Below are 16,924 nucleotides of genomic sequence, written 5' to 3'. Positions count from 1 at the left end.
GCCTTCTGCAGACAGGATTTGCATGGCAGTTGTTTTATCGTCTCCAATAGGCGTATGCCCACCGAACAGGGAAATGCGCAGGATTCATCCAGACCCGCGGCAACCCGTTTCGGGCGGCGTCGGGCCCTGCTCGCCGGCGGGGCGGTCCTCGCCGCCGGGATCGGCGCGGCGGCCGACGAACTGGTGAGGGACGACCGGACAGCCGGCCGTGCCACCACCGGCGCCCCGGCGGCCGAGGCCGCGATCCCCTTCCACGGCGCCCGGCAGGCGGGCGTCACGGCGCCCCAGCAGCCGGCGACGCATCTGCTCTCCTTCGACCTCCCGAAGGCCTCCGCCGCCACCGACCGGAAGACCCTGCGCGCCGTCCTCGGCGCGCTGACCCGCACGCTCGCCGCCGCGGCCTCCGCCGCCCCGCCGGACCCGCGCCTCCAGAGCGGCGGCGCGTCCCGGCTCACCTCCCTGGTCGGCGTCGGCCCCGCCCTCGCGGCCCGGCTCGGCCTCGATGTTCCGGCTTCCTTCGGCGAGTTGCCGTCCTTCCCCGGCGACCGTCTCGACCCGCGCCGCAGCGACGGCGATCTGCTGGTCCAGCTGTGCGCGGCCGACCGCTGGACGCTCACCGTCGTCGCCGAACTCGCCGCCACGGCCGCGCGGGCCGCCGGCGCCGTACCGCGCTGGACCCAGTCCGGCTTCCTGCCCCACACGCCTCCGGGCACCACCCCTCGCAACCTGTTCGGCTCCAAGGACGGCATCGCCAACCCCGATCACGCGGCGGCCGAGCGGTGGGTCTGGGGCCCGACCGGAGCCCACCGGAACGGCACCGTCCTGGTCTACCGCAGGATCCGCATGGACGTCACCGGCTTCGCGGCTCTTTCCGAGAGCGAGCACGACCGGGTGATCGGCCGCCGCGCCCGCGACGGCGTCCCCCTCAGCGGCACCGCCGAGCACGACGAGCCGGACATCTACGCCAAGAACCCCGACGGCTCCTACGTCATCCCCGCCACCGCCCATGTGCGTCTCGCCAGCCCCCGCTTCGACGGCGGCGCCCGCATGCTCCGCCGCAGCTACAGCTACGACGACGGCCCGACCGACCGCGGCCTGCTCTTCTGCGCCTTCATGCGCGACCCCGCCCAGTTCACCCGCGTCCAGGACCGCCTGGCCGCCCGCGACGCCCTGAACCCCTTCCTCCAGCACCGGGCCTCGGCCGTGGCCTACGTCCTGCCCGGCGCCGCGCCCGCCGGGACGCTCGGAGAACAGCTCTGGGCATGAAGCCCGCCTCGGCCCCCTCCGGCCGGAACGCGTGCCGCGCGCCCCGGACCCGGGGGCGCCGCACGGCGTGACGGAGACGAGGAGGTCACGGGGCGCCCCCGGGACGGGGAGCCGTCGCCGACCCGCCGACACCCCCGAACATCATTTGGTGCAGGTCCCGTTGCACTGGTACATGCCCAGAAAGCCGCAGCCCGACGTCGTACTGCAGAAACAGCACTGGCAGTGCGGACCCTCCCACACCGTGCACCACACCGAGGTGGTGCTGCAGTTGCACGTGGCCAGCCGGGCCGCCGCCTCGTCTCGCGCGGCCGGGGCGGTGTCGGCAGGGCCGAGGGTGACCAGGAGGGCGGCGCTGTCCGCCATGCCGAACGCCTCCTTCGCCGCCGTCTCCACGGCGGAGACACGGCGTTGCAGCCCGGAGCCCGGCTCCGGCTCGCCACCGGCGAACGTGGCTTCGGAGCCCGCGAGGTCCAGCGCCTCCCGCACCACCCGGCTCTGCTGGGCGGTCAGCGCCGGATGCGCGGCCCGGAAGTTCTCCAGGTGCTCGGTCCACACCCGGCTGCGTTCGGCGGGGGAGAGCTCCACCAGCACCGCCTGCCGCACGGCCGAGGGCAGCGGCGCGATCGCGGCGTAGGTGCGCGGCAGCGCGCCGCGGTGTGCGGCCACCCAGGACCGGGCCTCCGTCTGCGCCGAGCGCGCGAACGCCGGAGTCCGGCCCGCCACCGTCATGCCGATGGCCGCACCGGCGCCGCTCGCCAGCAGCAGGAAGTGCTTGCGGCTCATGCGCGAGCGGCCCCGTTCCCGTTCCGGCACTGCGACGCCGTCCGCGGCGGCGAGCGGCTGCCCGGCGCGGGCCGCGCGGCGCAGCTCGCCCAGGGCGACGAGCACGCGACCGGTCGCCCGCGGCCCGAGCCGCCGCACCAGCCGCGGGGCCATCCGGGGCCCGGTCCAGGCACGCGCCGCGCCATCGGCCACCCGCAGCAGGGTCGGCGCCCACGCGGGGTCGGCGCCGAGCGCCTCCTGGCGCCACCGCCGGACGGCCGCATCGGTCAGCGGCAGCACTTCCAGCTTGTCCCCGCTGGCCCGGGCGACGGCGGACGACACCGTCGTACACGTTCCGCAGGACGAGTCGAACGCCAGGATCCATCGTGCTGTGGACTGCATTTCCTGCCCTCTCGTTCGTCGGGGGAGGCAGCCACCGGGACGACCGGACCGAGGCGCATCGCGGGCGCCGACCCGCGCTGACGGGACGTGACCCTTCCGGAAGGACCACGCGGCGGTGAGATCGCAGATGGTGGGGGGACGGCGGCCGCGCTCGGACAGTACGCCACTGTCCCGCGCACCTCTGGCAGAAGAAAGGGGAGTTCAAGACACTTTCACCCTGTGACGGCGGGCATGCCCCTCATGCCCGCACATGCGCACCCGTCCCCACGCCCGCGCCCGCCGCCGCGCCCCTCATACGCGGTCGTCATGTGCCGCGTCGCAGGCGGGGAGAAGATCCCCAGGCCTGCGCACGAGGGTCACGAGCGTGGCCGTGGCGGCGGTGACGAGGCCGAACGCGACGGCGGCGAGGGAGCGTCCGGGGTAATCCGGGAACACCGACTGAGCGACATTGATCAGGGTGTGGACGACGACCGCCGGGAGCACGGCTCGGCCGGTCCGCTGGAACAGCCGGACCATGAGGACGCGGAGCGCCACCGTGCTCAGGCACTGGCCCGCGATCCACAACGCGGTGTGGGCACTCTGCACATACGCCACGACGTGCCACAGCGCCCACACCACCCCCAGGACCACACCGCCGCCGAGAGCCCCCCACCGCTCTTGCAGGGGCCGGAGGACATAGCCCATCCACCCCGCCTCCTCGAAGACGGCGGCGACGGCGTACAGGGCGAGGAGCACGGGGACCGCCGTGAGCGGCTCATGCGGCCCGTCGAGCGGCACACCGGCCAGCGCCAACACCCCGTACGACAGCAGCATGGTGACGGGCACCAGCAGGATGACGGGCGCCCACCAGACGCGCTGCCCGCGACCGGGGAGGGAGAAGGTCCTCCTCAGCAGCGCCGTCAGACCGCGCACTCCATCGTCCCGCCAACTGCATATCGATGCCACGACGAACGGCAGGACGAACTGAAAGGCACTCACCGGCATGCCCATGGGCAGCCAGTCAGGGCTGCCGAAGACGGTCCCGGCCGCCCAGAACGGCAGGGACAGCGCGAACAACAGCGCGAAGAACCTGGGCATGATCCTGGATCATCCCAGGACGTGTCCGGGGCATGCGACGTCCGATCCGGCCTCGTCTCTCCGGGGCCGGTGCCTTTGCATGTGAACCAGAGGCGCTCCGGGACTTCCAACTGCCCCCGGATGCCAAGGCCCGGCTCGCCCAAGCCGCCGCCCCGTTGCCAACCGGCGATGTGGCTGGTTCGGAACGGGCGGCGGCCTGTGCCGATCAGATGTCGCGGAAGATCTCGATCTGCGCGCCCACGGAGTTGAGACGCTCCGCGAGTTCCTCGTAACCGCGGTTGATGACATAGACGTTGCGCAGCACGGACGTGCCCTCGGCCGCCATCATGGCGAGCAGGACGACCACGGCGGGGCGGAGCGCGGGTGGGCACATCATCTCGGCGGCGCGCCAGCGGGTCGGACCCTCGACCAGGACCCGGTGGGGGTCGAGGAGTTGGAGGCGGCCGCCGAGGCGGTTCAGGTCGGTGAGGTAGATCGCCCGGTTGTCGTAGACCCAGTCGTGGATGAGCGTCTGACCGTGCGCCGTCGCGGCGATGGCGGCGAAGAAGGGCACGTTGTCGATGTTGAGCCCGGGGAACGGCATGGGGTGGATCTTGTCGATCGGCGCCTCCAGCTTGGAGGGGCGGACCGTGAGATCGACCAGTCTGGTACGGCCGTTGTCGGCCACGTACTCCGTGGTGCGGTCGCAGTCGACGCCCATCTCCTCCAGCACCGCGAGCTCGATCTCCAGGAACTCGATCGGAACCCGGCGGATCGTCAGTTCGGACTGGGTCACCACGGCGGCGGCCAGCAGGCTCATCGCCTCGACCGGGTCCTCGGAGGGGGAGTAGTCGACGTCCACGTCTATCTGCGGGACGCCGTGCACGGTCAAGGTGGTCGTGCCGATGCCGTCCACGCGTATGCCCAGTGCCTCCAGGAAGAAGCAGAGGTCCTGGACCATGTAGTTGGAGGAGGCGTTGCGGATGACGGTCGTGCCGTCGTGCCGGGCGGCGGCCAGCAGCGCGTTCTCGGTCACGGTGTCGCCGCGCTCGGTCAGCACGATGGGGCGGCCGGGGGAGACCGAGTGGTCCACCTGCGCGTGGTACAGGCCCTCGGTCGCGGCGATCTCCAGCCCGAACCGGCGCAGGGCTATCATATGCGGCTCGATGGTCCGAGTGCCGAGGTCGCAGCCGCCCGCGTACGGGAGCTTGAAGGAGTCCATGCGGTGGAGCAGCGGGCCCAGGAACATGATGATGGACCGGGTCCGGCGGGCGGCGTCCGCGTCGATGGCGTCCATGTCGAGCCGGGCGGGCGGGACGATCTCCAGGTCGACGCCGTCGTTGATCCAGCGGGTCCGGACGCCGATGGAGTTCAGGACCTCCAGAAGGCGGTAGACCTCCTCGATGCGGGCGACCCGGCGCAGCACCGTACGGCCCTTGTTGAGGAGTGAGGCGCAGAGCAGTGCCACGCACGCGTTCTTGCTCGTCTTGACGTCGATGGCGCCCGAGAGCCGACGGCCGCCGACCACCCGCAGATGCATGGGCCCGGCGTAACCGAGCGAGACGATTTCGCTGTCGAGCGCTTCGCCGATGCGCGCGATCATCTCAAGGCTGATGTTCTGGTTGCCGCGCTCGATGCGATTGACGGCGCTCTGGCTCGTGGCGAGCGCCTCGGCGAGCTGACTCTGTGTCCAGCCACGGTGTTGACGGGCGTCACGTATGAGCTTGCCGATGCGTACGAGGTAATCGTCTGACATGGCGAAAGGTTATCTCAGATATGAGATGAGCCTTGCGGTGGGGTGCGCTGTTCGGGTGACTCCGGTGCGCAGGCGCGGCTGCGGCCCGTTCGTGTGCGGGCGCCGGGCGGGACGCGGCACGGGTGGCACGTGCGTTCCATGGTCCGCCCTCACCGCCGCCGGGGCGCGCGGTGTACGCCCGTTCGGGGACGGGGCGCCGGGCGGGGGCGGGGCGGCCCGGACGGTCGGGCCGCCCCGGTCCGGCCGGGTGCGGTGGGGGCGGGCGGGTCAGGCGGGTCAGGCCGTGGAGCCGTCTTGGGCGAGCAGGGCCTCGACGCGGGCGCGGTGCGCCTTCTCCCAGCTGTCGAGGGTCTCCCGCGCCTCCTCGGCGAGCCTCCGGCGGGCGTCGCGGAGCACCTGCTCGCGGCGGGCGCCGGGGGTGACGACGACGCCCTCCTCGTCGGCCACCACGATGTCGCCGGGGCGGACCTCCACCCCGCCGCACCGCACCGGCACGTCGAGCGGTCCGACGGCCTTCTTCACGCCCGGGACCGGCATGACGCCCCTGGCGAAGACGGGAAAGCCGATCTCGCGGACCTCCGCCAGGTCCCGGATCACCCCATCGGTCACGAAGGCCGCGATGCCCCGGCGCCGGGCGACGGCGCAGACGTTCCCCCCGGCGAGCGCGTAGTCCACGTCGCCCGCCTCGACCACGATGACCGAGCCGGGCTCCGCGCGGTAGACGGCCGCGTGCAGCATCAGGTTGTCGCCCGGCGGGCACCGTACGGTGTACGCCGGCCCGGCGACGCGCGGCGAGGGCCACAGCGGGCGGACGCCGATGTCCATGACCTGCTCGCGGCCCAGGAGTTCGGCCAGAGTGGTCGGGGATATGCCGTCGAACGCGGTGATGTGGTCGTTCACGTCTCTCCTTCGCTCGGGTGCTCGCGTCACCGGCGGCGACGCGTCCCGTGTGCGGGGTCAGGTGTCGTACCAGCCGTCCCACGGTGCGCCGAACCCCAGGTGATCCGGGAGGAGTTCGGCCCAGTCGTGCTCGCCCTCGCCCTCGCCGTGGCGTTCCGTGACCAGCCCGAAGAGCACGCCGTCGAAGGTCACGTGGAAGGGGCGTACGGCGATGTCGCCGTACGCGCGGCGGGGGAGGGCGTCCAGGAGCGCGGACATCCGCGAACGGGCGCGTGCCAGGGGCGAATCACCGTCCCGGGGCGCGTCGTGCTGCTCGTCCCAGGTGCCCGCACACCATACGTCGGACGCGGTGTGGCGGCCCTCGGCGTCGAAGAGGTGGAGGGCGCCGTACAGCCGTCTCCCCGCGTCGTCCGGAACGGCGTAGGTGATCGTGGCCAGGAACTGCCCGTCCGCGTAGCGCCCGATGGTGTCGGTCCGGTGGTCCGGCTCGTGGGCGATGGGGACGACCTCGGGGACTGCCATGCCGGGATCATAACCACGGGCGCGGACAGCGCTCGCCGTGCCGCGGTGCTCCCCGGTGCGTGCTGCGGGGCTCCTCGGTGCGTGCCGCGGTGCTCCCCGGTGCATGTCGGGCGGAGGGAGCAACAGCGTTTCTCAGACGTGCAGTTCGGGCGGGAGGCCGGTCCGGCGCAGGTCGGCGGGTGGTGGCTCACGTGGTTGCAGAGGAGCACGGAGGAGGGCCGGTCGGGTGCCCGGGCACGCCGGTTCTCAGAGCGCGCGGGCCAGCAGCATGGCGCCCATCGCCAGCATGGTGGCCGCGACCAGGGAGTCCAGCACCCGCCACGCGCCGGGCCGGGACAGCACGCCGCCGAGGAGCCGGGCGCCGTAGCCGAGGCCGGCGAACCACGCCACGCTCGCCAGCATCGCGCCCAGGCCGAAGACCCAGCGCAGCGAGCCCCGGTCGGCGGCGACCGAGCCGAGCAGCAGCACGGTGTCCAGGTAGACATGCGGATTGAGCCAGGTCAGGGCCAGGCAGGTGAGCACCGCGGTGCGCACCGAGCCGGCCGACGCGCCCTTCGTCGACAGCCCCCCGCCGCCGTCGCCGCCGTCCCCGTCGACGGGCCGCAGCGCACGGCGTGCGGCCAGGACGCCGTAGCAGAGCAGAAAACCCCCGCCGGCCAGGCCCACCGCGGTCAGCGCGGCGGGCCACGCGGTGACCACGGCGCCGAGCCCGGCCACGCCGAGGGAGATGAGGACCGCGTCGGACACGGCACAGATGCCGACCACCGCGAGGACGGCGTGCCTGCGCGCGCCCTGGCGCAGCACGAACGCGTTCTGCGCGCCGATGGCGACGATGAGGGACATGCCCGTGCCGAATCCGGCGGCGGCCGCCGGGAGGATGCCGGTGTTCATGACGTCCGACGCTAGGGAACAGCACGACATCAGTACAGCTAAAGTTTCTTATCAGGCTTTAGCTCTCGTGAAGCTCCTGTGTGAGGGCCACTCGGGAAGGTTCTCGTGAAGGAAGGGACGGGGCGGGTGAACGAGCTGCCGCTCGACCAGGTCCGGACGCTGCTCGCCGTCGTCGACGAGGGCACCTTCGACGCCGCCGCCGCGGCCCTGCATGTGACGCCCTCCGCCGTGAGCCAGCGGGTCAAGGCGCTGGAGCAGCGCACCGGACGGGTGCTGCTGATGCGCACGAAGCCGGTACGTGCCACGGAGTCCGGGCAGGTCGTGGTGCGGTTCGCGCGTCAGCTGGCCGCCCTGGAACGGGACGCGCGGACGGAGCTGGGGATCGCGGCCGGGGCGGGGCCGGTCCGGCTGTCCATCGCGGTGAACGCGGACTCCCTGGCCACCTGGTTCCTGCCGGCCCTGACCCGGGTGCCGCAGGACCCGCCCGTCTGCTTCGAGCTGCACCGCGAGGACGAGGCGCACACCGCGACGCTGTTGCGCGAGGGACAGGTGATGGCGGCGGTGACCTCGTCGGGCGAGCCGGTGGCGGGCTGCGTGGTGCGCCCCTTGGGCCGGGCGCGGTATCTGCCGGTGGCGAGTCCGGCGTTCACGGCGCGCCATCTGGCGCGCGGACCGCTGGAACGCCGCCTGCGCGACGCGCCGGTGATCGTCTTCGACCGGCGCGACGCGCTCCAGGACCGGTTCGTCCGCTCTCTCACGCCCGACGGCTCCGGGGCCGGTCCGCTCCGGCACTACGTGCCCACGTCGGAGGGGTTCTGCGACGCCGTGGTCGCCGGTCTCGGCTGGGGCCTGGTCCCGGAGCCGCAGGCCGAACCGCTGCTGCGGGCGGGCGCCCTCACGGAACTGGTGCCGGGGCGGTGGGCGGATGTGCCGCTGTACTGGCAGCAGTGGAAGCTGGATGTGCCGGCGCTCGCACGCGTGGCGGAGACGGTGGCCGCCGCGGCGGCCGAGTCCCTGTACATCCGGGACTGAGCTGCCGTACCCGACCCGCTGTACATCCGGGACTGTCCCGCTCCACGCGCCCGGGCCGACCCCCCGGACGGCCGGGACCGCCTCGTCCCGGCCCCTGCCCGGCGGCCTCCCGGCGAAAGGCGCCGCGGGCCACGACGACCGGAACGCGGGGTCCCCGGCGCGGCGGGCCGGGGCTGACCTCTCGCGGTGAGGATCGAGCGATGTCAGCGGAGTTTGAGCGACCTGGGGCACGCCTGATCGTCCAGTGCCCTTCCCCGACGTGTGACGTGTTGTGAGCGGTAGGCAGTCGACGTTCGGCCACATCGTGATGTCCGTTATCCGCCAGCACGAGCGAGGGCCGTTCCGAAAACTCGGTACGTGAACATCTCGGCCGATCTGACACCAGCCATGAGCGTGGACACGCTGATCGCGCTCCTGATCTTCTTGTTCCCACTCGCGTACAGTCCGGGCCCCGGAAACGCGTTCTTCGCAGCGATCGGTGCATCGAAAGGGCTGCGCGCCGCTACGCCTGCACTCGCCGGCTACCACATCACGACCCTCGTCGTGACTGTGGCGATCGGGATCGGGATGGGTGTCACCATCCTTGGGCATCCCTTGCTCACGAAGCTGCTCAGCTCGGTCGGGAGCCTCTACGTGCTGTGGCTGGCGGTGACGTTCATTCGTGCCGCTCGGGAGGAAGGAGGAGACGCGGCGGATTCCGCACCGGTCGGAAAGCGGCGGATCGGGTTCTGGGCCGGCGCGATCGTCCTGCTGCTGAACCCCAAGGCGTACTACATCATCGCGGTGATGTTCACGCAGTTTCTCACGCCGTCCGCCAACGACGACATCGCCACGGTGCTGGTCATCACGGTTGTCTTCACGCTGAACAACCTCGCCGCCTTCATCGCCTGGGCGCTCGGCGGCCGGGCCCTCGCCGCCCTGTTCCGCAGTGAACGGTCGAAGCGATGGATCGATTATTGGTTCGCCGTCATCCTGATCGGAGTTGCGATCTGGATGGCGGCACCGCTGTTCACCTGATCGGAAGTCATGCATGGTTGGCTCACCGCAACGCGCCCCTCGCCCCTGACCCCGGCCGGCCGCAAACGGCTGGCACGACTGATCGTCGTCGAGCGATGGTTCGCGCGGCGCGTCGCCGAAGGCCTTCAGTAGGAAAGTCGAGCGTTTCTCACCGAAGGTTGAGTGCGTGTGGGGCCACTATCTGATCCGCGTCACTGAACGGGGCGGCCCGGACCGTGTTCGGTCCGGGCCGCCCCGTTCAGCGGCTCCTTGTCATCGGCTTGGGCGTCAGCGGGCCTGGGGCACGCGGGCGTCGTCCCGGTCCGGTGTCTGGCCGGGGGTCTGGTCGGTGTCGGAGTCCTGCCGTACGGCAGGTGGGGCGGCCGGGCGGGCGCCCTGGTCGAAGGCGGCGCCGATGGCGACCACGACGGCTCCGGCGATGAGGATGAGGGAGACGCCCCAGGTGGCGTGGGTCGCACTGGCGCCGACGATGGCCAGGGCCGCCAGCGGGGCCAGACCGCCCGAGAGGGCGGCGCCGATCTCCCGCCCGGTGCCGACTCCGCTGACCCGGACGTCCGGCGGGAACTGGCGGGAGAGGAAGGCGCCTTGCGGGGCGAACATGGCAGGTGCCAGCACGCCTGTCGCGATGATCAGGCACAGCCAGATCACGGTGGAGTTCTGCGTGTCGAGCAGAACGAAGAACGGAAAGGCGAAGAGCGCCGAGGCGATGCCGCCGCCCGCGAGCACCTTGCGGCTGCCGAAGCGGTCGCTGGCCCAGCCGAAGAGCGGCACGGTGACGATGGCGGTGGCACTGGCCAGGGCGATGCCGAACGCGCCGACGCTCGGCGAGACGTCCTGGAAGTCCGAGAGGTAGGCCAGTGAGAAGGTCTTGAAGATGTAGCTGAGGGCGTTGTATCCCAACGAGATGGCCAGGACCACGAGGAGGCCGCGCCGCTGCTTGCGCAGCAGGGTGACGAACGGCATCTGTGGGGCGGCGTCCTGCTCCTGATTCTTCTTGCTGTTGTGGAAGTCGGATGATTCGGGCACGCGGCTCCGCACCCACAGGCCCACACCCGCGAGGGCGAAGCTCGCGAGGAACGGGACGCGCCAGCCCCAGGTCAGGAGCGTCTCCTCGTTCAGGGAGGTGAGCACCGTGACGGTCAGCGACGACAGCAGCAGTCCAAGGTTGAGTCCCAGGGCCGGCCAGGCGCCCTGGCGGCCGCGTCGGTTCTCGTCCGCGTGCTCGTAGGCGACCACTGCCGCGCTGCTGTACTCGGCTCCGGCGCCGAGGCCCTGAAGGATGCGCAGGGCCACCAGGGCGGCAGGCGCCGCGATGCCTGCGGTGTCGTACGTGGGCAGCAGGCCGATCAGCCCTGTGGAGATGCCCATCAGGACGAAGGTGATGATCAGTACGTTCCGTCGGCCGATGCGGTCGGCGAGGTGACCGAACATGATGCCGCCCAGCGGGCGGGCCAGGAATCCGGCCGCGAAGGTGGCGAAGGCGGCCATGGTGCCGGCCGCGTCGTCGGTCTGCGGGAAGAAGATCTTGCCGAAGACCAGCGCGGCCATGGAGGCGTAGAGGTAGAAGTCGTACCACTCCAGTGCGGAGCCCACGATGGTGGCGGTGGCAACGCGGCGGCGGGCGATGGCGGGGGGCGGTCCGGGGTCCTGAGTGGCTGTGTGCGGGGCGTTCGCCATGGGCTGTCCTCGATCACCGTTGAAAGAGAGGGGTAGGGCGGGGAGGGGAAGAGACGGCGGGTCCTGCGTCGGCGGGCGGGGAGCGGTCAGGCCTCGGCGGACTCTTCGCGTACGGTCCGGGCCGAATCCCCGTGGCCGAGCTGTTCGAAGACGTCGGCCGCGATCCGGCTCCCGATGTGGAGGCTGGATGTGGCCGCGGGTGACGGCGCGTTGAGCACGTGGACGGCGCGCGGGGTGCGGCTGATGACGAAGTCGTCGACCAGTTGCCCGTCCGCCGTGACCGCTTGTGCGCGTACGCCGCTTCCGTGCCGCCGCATGTCCCTGCTTTCGATCTCCGGGACCAGGCGGCGGACGTCGCGGACGAACAGCGGCCAGAGGAGCGACCGGCTGATCTCGGTGACCCCGTGTCGCCAGAAGCGCCGCGCGAGATGGCGCAGGGCCGGGTCCCGCAGCAGCTCGGACACCATGCGGGGGTCGACGTCGCGCCAGCGGTAGCCCTGGCGGGCCAGCGCGGGTACGGCGTTGGGCCCCACGTGGACCGAGCCGTCGAGCATGGGGGTGATGTGCACGCCGAGGAAGGGCAGTTCGGGGTCGGGTACGGGGTACACGGGGTTGTTGACCAGCCCGCGGCGGCCGGGCCTGATTTCTGCGTACTCTCCGCGGAAGGGCATGATCCGTACCGTCGGGCGGTCACCGGCCGCAGCCGCGATCTTGTCGCTGTGCAGGCCCGCGCAGTTCACGAGGGTCCGGGCCCGGAGTTCCTCACCGGGCGTGTGGATCACAGTCCGGTCCGCGGTGGCGGTGAAGGAGAGCGCCGGTGACTGAAGGCGCAGCTCGGCGCCGAGTTCGGTCAGCTCGGCCGCCAGCGCCCGGCACACCTGGGCGAAGTCGGTCATCGCGGTGTCGGCGACCGACAGCGCGGCCACCCCGGAGACATGCGGTTCCCGCTCGGCGAACTCGGCGCGGCTCAGCCGCTGCACCGTGACACCGTTCGCCCGGCCGCGCTCCGCGAGCGCGTCCAGGCCGGGGAGTTGGGCCGTGGAGGTGGCCACCACGAGCTTTCCGGTGCGCTTGACGGGCACCTGGTGCTGCTCGCAGTACCTGATCATTTCCTCGCCGCCGGCCCGGGCCAGCCGGGCCTTGAGGGAGCCGGGTGCGTAGTACAGGCCGCTGTGGATGACGTTGCTGTTGTGCCCGGACTGGTGGGCGCCCCAGTGTTCCTCCTTCTCCAGGACCGTGACGGACAGGCCGGGCCGGGCTCGCAGCAGCGCGCGGGCTGTGGCGAGCCCGAGCAGTCCTCCTCCGATGACGGCGACGTCGACGGCACGTGACATCCGGCAGTCCTTTCTGGTGACGCGAACGTGAGATGCGCAGCGACTGTATACATTCGCTGCTGGCGGAGAGTGAATGTATACAGTCGCTGCGTTGATGCACAAGAGATAGAGTGCCGAGGTGACCCGAGGAGCCCGCACCCCCAGCACGAGCAACAGCGCCGGCGTCATCGCCGACCGGCTGCGCGCCGCCATCCGCGACGGTGGACTGCTCCCGGGCGCCCGTCTGGTGCAGGAGAAGCTCGCGACCGAGCTGAAGGTGAGCCGAATCCCCCTGCGCGAGGCCCTGCACGCGCTGGCGGCCGAGGGCCTGATCGAATTGCAGCCGCAGCGCGGCATGGTCGTCGCCGAGCTCAGCCACGGCGAGATCGCCGAACTCTTCGAACTGCGTCTCCGGATGGAACCGCACCTGGCCGAAGAAATCGTGCGCGGCTGCCGCGACCGGGACATCGACGAACTCCAGGACCTCGCCGACGAGATGCGCCGCCAGGGCGCCGACACCGCGAGCCGGGCCTCCCTCAACTACGAGTTCCACCGGCGCATATACGCCCTCTCCGAGCAGCGGCTCACCCTGCGCTTCGTCGACCAGCTGCTGCACCTCGTCGAGCCGTACAGCCGACGCTGGGCGCGCTCGGGCCACGACCTCGAACGCATCGACGACGAACACCAGCGGATGGTCGACGTGTTGCGCGACCGTGACGCCGCCGCGCTGCGCCGCGTGATCACCGCGCACGTTGAAGGCGCCCGCGATCACGTCATGGCCGCCCACCGGGGGAAGTGACCTTCGGGCCGTCGCCGGCGGCCGGACTCGAGGGCGCGGCAGTGATTTCGGCCGCGGTCCGGCAGCGCACCGTGTTGCGGGCCCAGCGCGAAGTGCCCACTCCCCGGGAGATGGATCAGCACCGGCCGGACCCGGCTCTGTTCTCGTACAGCTATACGAGAACGGGGCCGGGTCCGGCCGGTTCCGCACGTCACCGCGGCGGACGTCGTCCGGGTGGCCATCGCGGCCACCGGCTCGTCGTCGGCCGTCGAGGACCGCCGCCCCCGGCGCTGACCCGACTGATCAGTGACCGCCCGGGGCTCCCCCGCTGGACCGCGACACCGTCACGGTGGACCGCAACCTCATCGCCTCTCTCTTCTGGATCGCGCGGTCCTCGGCGCCATAGGTGCTCAACCTTCGATGAGAACCGGTCGACCTGCGCTGCGACAGAACACGGGGACGCCCGCGCATGACCGTGCGGAGGTGATGTACTAGAGTTATCTCGACATCGAGATAATTGCCGAAGGCGCACCGCAGTCCGCCATCGGGTAAGGGTTACCTAACTAAGTCTTACCTTAGCGGACGGTCGGGGGGCCGCAGGCGGCACCACGCGGCGCCCGCCGTCATGAGGCGCGGCGCGGAGTACGCGCACATTGATGAAGGAGACTGTCGTGTCGGCGAACAGCTTCGACGCCCGCAGCACGCTGCGCGTGGGCGACGAGTCGTACGAGATCTTCAGGCTGGACAAGGTCGAGGGCTCCGCGCGCCTCCCGTACAGCCTGAAGGTGCTCCTGGAGAACCTGCTCCGCACCGAGGACGGCGCGAACATCACCGCCGACCACATCCGGGCGCTCGGTGGCTGGGACTCCCAGGCGCAGCCCAGCCAGGAGATCCAGTTCACCCCGGCCCGCGTGATCATGCAGGACTTCACCGGCGTGCCGTGCGTCGTGGACCTCGCCACCATGCGTGAGGCCGTGAAGGAGCTGGGCGGCGACCCCGCCAAGATCAACCCCCTCGCCCCGGCCGAGCTGGTCATCGACCACTCCGTCATCGCCGACAAGTTCGGCACGAAGGACGCCTTCGGCCAGAACGTCGAGCTGGAGTACGGCCGCAACCGGGAGCGCTACCAGTTCCTGCGCTGGGGCCAGACCGCCTTCGACGAGTTCAAGGTCGTCCCGCCGGGCACCGGCATCGTCCACCAGGTCAACATCGAGCACCTGGCCCGTACGGTCATGGTCCGGGGCGGCCAGGCGTACCCCGACACCCTGGTCGGCACCGACTCGCACACCACCATGGTCAACGGCCTCGGCGTCCTGGGCTGGGGCGTCGGCGGCATCGAGGCCGAGGCCGCGATGCTGGGCCAGCCGGTCTCGATGCTCATCCCGCGCGTCGTCGGCTTCAAGCTGACCGGCGAGCTGAAGCCGGGCACCACCGCCACCGACCTGGTGCTGACCATCACCGAGATGCTCCGCAAGCACGGCGTCGTCGGCAAGTTCGTCGAGTTCTACGGCGAAGGCGTCGCCGCCACCTCCCTCGCGAACCGCGCCACCATCGGCAACATGTCGCCGGAGTTCGGCTCCACCGCCGCGATCTTCCCGATCGACGACGAGACGCTGAAGTACCTGCGCCTGACCGGCCGCGACGAGCAGCAGGTCGCGCTCGTCGAGGCGTACGCCAAGGAGCAGGGCCTCTGGCTGGACCCGGCCGCCGAGCCGGACTTCTCCGAGAAGCTGGAGCTGGACCTGTCGACGGTCGTCCCGTCGATCGCCGGCCCGAAGCGCCCGCAGGACCGCATCGTCCTCGCCAACGCCGCCGAGCAGTTCAAGCAGGACGTCCGCAACTACGTGGACACCGCCGACGAGGCGGGCAAGGAGTCCTTCCCGGCCTCCGACTCCCCGGCCGCCACCAACGGCGTCCCGTCGAACCCGGTCCCCGTGACCGCCCCCGACGGCACCACCTACGAGCTGGACCACGGCGCCGTCACCGTCGCCGCGATCACCTCCTGCACCAACACCTCGAACCCGTACGTCATGGTCGCCGCCGCGCTCGTGGCGAAGAAGGCGGTCGAGAAGGGCCTGACCCGCAAGCCGTGGGTCAAGACCACCCTCGCCCCGGGCTCGAAGGTCGTCACCGACTACTTCGACAAGGCGGGCCTGACCCCGTACCTCGACAAGGTCGGCTTCAACCTCGTCGGCTACGGCTGCACCACCTGCATCGGCAACTCCGGCCCGCTGCCGGAGGAGGTCTCCAAGGCGGTCAACGACCACGACCTGGCCGTGACCTCGGTGCTCTCCGGCAACCGCAACTTCGAGGGCCGGATCAACCCCGACGTCAAGATGAACTACCTGGCCTCCCCGCCGCTGGTCGTCGCGTACGCCCTCGCCGGTTCGATGAAGGTGGACATCACCAAGGACGCCCTCGGCGTCGACCAGGACGGCAAGCCCGTCCACCTGGCGGACATCTGGCCGACCGAGGCCGAGGTGAACGACGTCGTCGCCAACGCCATCGGCGAGGACATGTTCAACAAGTCCTACCAGGACGTGTTCGCGGGCGACGCCCAGTGGCAGGCCCTGCCGATCCCGACCGGCAACACCTTCGAGTGGGACGCCGAGTCGACCTACGTCCGCAAGCCCCCGTACTTCGAGGGCATGACGATGGACCCGGCCCCGGTCGAGGACATCGCCGGCGCCCGGGTGCTCGCCAAGCTGGGCGACTCGGTCACCACCGACCACATCTCCCCGGCCGGCGCCATCAAGGCCGACACCCCGGCCGGCAAGTACCTCACCGAGCACGGTGTGGAGCGCCGTGACTTCAACTCCTACGGCTCGCGCCGGGGCAACCACGAGGTCATGATCCGCGGCACGTTCGCCAACATCCGCCTGCGCAACCAGATCGCGCCGGGCACCGAGGGCGGCTACACCCGCGACTTCACGCAGGCCGACGGCCCGGTCTCCTTCATCTACGACGCCTCGCAGAACTACCAGGCCGCCGGCACCCCGCTGGTCGTCCTGGCCGGCAAGGAGTACGGCTCCGGCTCGTCCCGCGACTGGGCCGCCAAGGGCACCGCGCTCCTCGGCGTCAAGGCCGTCATCGCCGAGTCGTACGAGCGCATCCACCGCTCGAACCTCATCGGCATGGGCGTCCTCCCGCTCCAGTTCCCGGAGGGCGCGACCGCCGAGTCCCTCGGCCTGACCGGTCAGGAGACCTTCTCCATCACCGGCGTGACCGAGCTGAACGACGGCGCCACGCCGCGCACGGTCAAGGTCGCCACCGACACCGGTGTGGAGTTCGACGCGGTCGTCCGCATCGACACCCCCGGTGAGGCGGACTACTACCGCAACGGCGGCATCATGCAGTACGTGCTGCGCAGCCTGATCCGCAAGTAGGCGCCAGGCGGTCGGCAGAGCCGAGGGCCGCACTCCGGGGGATTCCGGGGTGCGGCCCCTCGCGCGTTCCCGGCCGGCCGGACCGCAGGTCCCACCGGCCGCGAGGCGGAGCGGAATGCGATCGTGGGCCCACGGGTTCCCCGTACGGAGGCGCGGGCCCCGGGCC

General features: G+C 71.3%; 13 protein-coding genes. 5 read left to right on the top strand and 8 right to left on the bottom strand.

Annotation, left to right across the window (positions count from 1 at the left end):
- Nucleotides 1-54 precede the first annotated feature (54 nt).
- On the top strand, nucleotides 55-1,266 hold the full coding sequence (locus WA762_RS31105; protein ID WP_335940215.1) for a Dyp-type peroxidase: 1,212 nt from the start codon (nucleotides 55-57) through the stop codon (nucleotides 1,264-1,266).
- 141 nt (nucleotides 1,267-1,407) lie between these two features.
- Here WA762_RS31105 and WA762_RS31100 read toward each other — a convergent pair whose 3' ends face one another.
- The 6 genes from WA762_RS31100 to WA762_RS31075 all read right to left on the bottom strand — a co-directional run bounded on the left by WA762_RS31100 (nucleotide 1,408) and on the right by WA762_RS31075 (nucleotide 7,555).
- Nucleotides 1,408-2,430 (bottom strand): bacteriocin fulvocin C-related protein, encoded by a 1,023-nt coding sequence (locus WA762_RS31100; protein WP_335940213.1) that lies wholly within the window; start codon nucleotides 2,428-2,430, stop codon nucleotides 1,408-1,410.
- A 291-nt stretch (nucleotides 2,431-2,721) separates the two neighbouring features.
- Entirely contained in the window at nucleotides 2,722-3,507 is a 786-nt protein-coding gene (locus tag WA762_RS31095; protein WP_335940211.1) for a CPBP family intramembrane glutamic endopeptidase, read from the bottom strand.
- Nucleotides 3,508-3,712: 205 nt separating this feature from the next.
- Entirely contained in the window at nucleotides 3,713-5,242 is a 1,530-nt protein-coding gene (locus WA762_RS31090) for a helix-turn-helix domain-containing protein (RefSeq protein ID WP_335940209.1), read from the bottom strand.
- A 276-nt stretch (nucleotides 5,243-5,518) separates the two neighbouring features.
- Nucleotides 5,519-6,142, bottom strand: a complete 624-nt coding sequence (locus tag WA762_RS31085; RefSeq protein ID WP_335940208.1) for an RraA family protein — start codon at nucleotides 6,140-6,142, stop codon at nucleotides 5,519-5,521.
- A 57-nt stretch (nucleotides 6,143-6,199) separates the two neighbouring features.
- Nucleotides 6,200-6,664: a hypothetical protein gene (locus tag WA762_RS31080; RefSeq protein WP_335940207.1), complete on the bottom strand. Its 465-nt coding sequence runs from the start codon at nucleotides 6,662-6,664 to the stop codon at nucleotides 6,200-6,202.
- A gap of 246 nt (nucleotides 6,665-6,910) precedes the next feature.
- Entirely contained in the window at nucleotides 6,911-7,555 is a 645-nt protein-coding gene (locus WA762_RS31075) for a LysE/ArgO family amino acid transporter (protein WP_335940205.1), read from the bottom strand.
- Between the two features lie 126 nt (nucleotides 7,556-7,681).
- On the opposite strand from WA762_RS31075, the gene WA762_RS31070 reads away from it, so the two are divergent.
- Nucleotides 7,682-8,587: a LysR family transcriptional regulator ArgP gene (locus WA762_RS31070; RefSeq protein WP_335940204.1), complete on the top strand. Its 906-nt coding sequence runs from the start codon at nucleotides 7,682-7,684 to the stop codon at nucleotides 8,585-8,587.
- Nucleotides 8,588-8,944: 357 nt separating this feature from the next.
- Nucleotides 8,945-9,604 (top strand): LysE family translocator, encoded by a 660-nt coding sequence (locus WA762_RS31065; protein ID WP_335940203.1) that lies wholly within the window; start codon nucleotides 8,945-8,947, stop codon nucleotides 9,602-9,604.
- Between the two features lie 267 nt (nucleotides 9,605-9,871).
- On the opposite strand, the gene WA762_RS31060 is transcribed toward WA762_RS31065, so the two are convergent.
- Both WA762_RS31060 and lhgO read right to left on the bottom strand, forming a co-directional pair.
- Entirely contained in the window at nucleotides 9,872-11,281 is a 1,410-nt protein-coding gene (locus WA762_RS31060) for an MFS transporter (RefSeq protein WP_335940201.1), read from the bottom strand.
- Nucleotides 11,282-11,367: 86 nt separating this feature from the next.
- Nucleotides 11,368-12,615 carry an L-2-hydroxyglutarate oxidase gene (gene lhgO / locus WA762_RS31055; RefSeq protein ID WP_335940199.1) on the bottom strand — a complete coding sequence of 416 codons (1,248 nt, stop codon included), beginning with the start codon at nucleotides 12,613-12,615 and terminating at the stop codon, nucleotides 11,368-11,370.
- Nucleotides 12,616-12,733: 118 nt separating this feature from the next.
- On the opposite strand from lhgO, the gene WA762_RS31050 reads away from it, so the two are divergent.
- Together WA762_RS31050 and acnA are read left to right on the top strand one after the other, a co-directional pair.
- Nucleotides 12,734-13,393, top strand: a complete 660-nt coding sequence (locus tag WA762_RS31050) for a GntR family transcriptional regulator (RefSeq protein WP_335940197.1) — start codon at nucleotides 12,734-12,736, stop codon at nucleotides 13,391-13,393.
- Nucleotides 13,394-14,043: 650 nt separating this feature from the next.
- Nucleotides 14,044-16,758 carry an aconitate hydratase AcnA gene (gene acnA / locus WA762_RS31045; protein ID WP_335940195.1) on the top strand — a complete coding sequence of 905 codons (2,715 nt, stop codon included), beginning with the start codon at nucleotides 14,044-14,046 and terminating at the stop codon, nucleotides 16,756-16,758.
- The last annotated feature ends 166 nt before the right edge of the window (nucleotides 16,759-16,924 follow it).

Source organism: Streptomyces tyrfis, from assembly GCF_037034285.1.
In the GTDB taxonomy this organism is placed as follows: Bacteria; Actinomycetota; Actinomycetes; order Streptomycetales; family Streptomycetaceae; genus Streptomyces.
The sequence above is the reverse complement of the archived record's forward strand: the minus strand, read 5'-3'. Positions and strand labels throughout refer to the sequence as shown.